Annotated in this window: 2 protein-coding genes; both read right to left on the bottom strand. The window is 27.5% G+C overall.

Going from position 1 to position 2,090, the window contains the following annotated elements:
- On the bottom strand, window positions 1-1,176 hold a 1,176-nt coding region (locus HMPREF0693_RS08765; RefSeq protein WP_004244899.1), incomplete at its 3' end, for a M10 family metallopeptidase C-terminal domain-containing protein.
- Window positions 1,177-1,822: 646 nt separating this feature from the next.
- On the bottom strand, window positions 1,823-2,090 hold a 268-nt coding region (locus HMPREF0693_RS08760), incomplete at its 5' end, for a M10 family metallopeptidase C-terminal domain-containing protein (RefSeq protein ID WP_004244896.1).

Below are 2,090 nucleotides of genomic sequence, written 5' to 3'. Positions count from 1 at the left end.
TGCATCCCAAATACAGCTCACTAATTTATCTTCTATGCTATTTAAAGAGTAAGCGGCGCGTCCCGTATTGGAATGAAAACCATAGGTATTATTTTCAAGACGTGTGGTCATATTTGGGCCATAGAGATATTGTAATAATAATATATCTACTAGCATAAAGGTCATAGGATAAAGGCCAGCAAAATCTGCATCTTTAATATCAGCAAATTGATAGGCCATAACTGAATATTTATATGTTAAAATTGCATCATTTTTTATATTTTTTAAATATACATTTATGTGCATTAGCCCGAGTGCATGACCTAATTCATGTATAAAACAAAGATATTCATATGATCCTAGTTTGTGTTTACTTTTCATTGTTTCGTTGAGTAACACATCCGTACTTTTTATTATAGCAACTTGATTATTATCATGGTAATTATATAAATCACCGGGATTGGCCTCATTTTCTATATATTTATCAATATTATCCCCGTTTTCCCATTTATAAAATTCATGTGTAGCTAAATTAATAAATATGGTTCCAGGGATATCATAATCTTCATTTGGCCCGATCTCTTTTATAGGTGTACCGTTATAGTTAGGATATTGAGCAAAGCCTCCATTTCCTCTCGTCATAAAAAAAGTAGTTGAATCTTTGTAAAAATGATTGAAATAGCCAAACTTTAAATTGGCATTTTTTTGTATAGGTACTCTAGTAAAAGTAAGGTCTGCGAAATCTGAAGCCAATTGTAAAATTTCTGTGATAACTTCTTGTTGATGAGGAAATATCGTCATTGGTGTAGCCAAAAAATATAAAGGTATGTTCTTTATTATCTGGCCACTTCTCTCACTCTTTGATTTTATATCTTGATTTATTTCCTCAATTCTTTTTTGGAAACCCTCACTATCTTTATCTTCAATAGCTTTTAGTTCTTTTTTCATTTTTTCTATTTCATAGTCTAATTTGTAATATTCTGCTAGCTCCTTTAATGCTTCTTTTTTTTGACTTTCTGTTATCGGATGTTTATTTCTTATATTTTCTGACCGCTCACTGTAATTAGGAAATGTATAGGTGAGATGCGTTGTTCCATCTATTGAATTTTTAGGCCAACCTGATATAGCGCCTGTTGATATAACCCCATCAAGCAAATAGAAGAAAGTTGGTTTTTTAGTGTTTTTTATTAATTTCATATAATGTCCTTTTTATTTAAAGATAAATTATCTATGTGTTTTTTTACAAAATAAATTAATGTTTAATAGCAGGCTAATTATTGTCTATTTATTTTTTAATTTCTTTTTTAAAAAATACCTGTCAGCATTTCTACATTATTAGTTAAGATTATTGTTATGTGTTTGTATTATTGGCAACATGATGTATTATTATTTTTAATAAAAAAGGTACCGCAATATTATTACAGTGCCTTTTCTATTTTTTCTGTTACTGAATTTTTTGGTTTAAATAATCTCTTTTTTATCATAATTAGGAGGTATATAAGTTATTTGTGTGATATTACTATGTGGTTATTTAGCTCAACCATACATATCATCTATAACTATTTTACCATCAGACAAATAGAAGTAAGTTGTTTTTTTATTGAATTAAAACTATTCATACTAAATTCTTTTTACCAAAAGAGAATGTTCTATATTTCTTACTTTTATAATGATAGGAGTATATATAGAAATAAATGTTATAAAAACATACTATTTATTTCGTATATTTTTAGTTGGTTATTATTAATGTTTATACGCATATTGTGCTGAATTGTTATTAATAATTGATGATTATTTATAGAGAAATAATTTAAAGTTTTACAAATCATATGGTGAAATGTATTTATACTGCAAAGAGTTCATCATGGTTAAATATACCGACAATCTCTATATGTACAATGGACTTATCATCGTTAGAAGATGTTGAAACGTCTATGATGGTTTTGTTGGCTGGTTTGTTATGATTTAATGAAAATTCATTTTTATCTCCTGATAATTTATCAACTTTTTTCATTTTTGATATATCTATTTTTCTATAATCCCTAGTGATCAACGTTATTTTATCCTTGTTTTTTTCAAAATCCCAAATTGAACTATTGCTTTCAACGCCC

It is taken from the genome of Proteus mirabilis ATCC 29906, from assembly GCF_000160755.1.
Lineage (GTDB): Bacteria > Pseudomonadota > Gammaproteobacteria > Enterobacterales > Enterobacteriaceae > Proteus > Proteus mirabilis.
The sequence above is the reverse complement of the archived record's forward strand: the minus strand, read 5'-3'. Positions and strand labels throughout refer to the sequence as shown.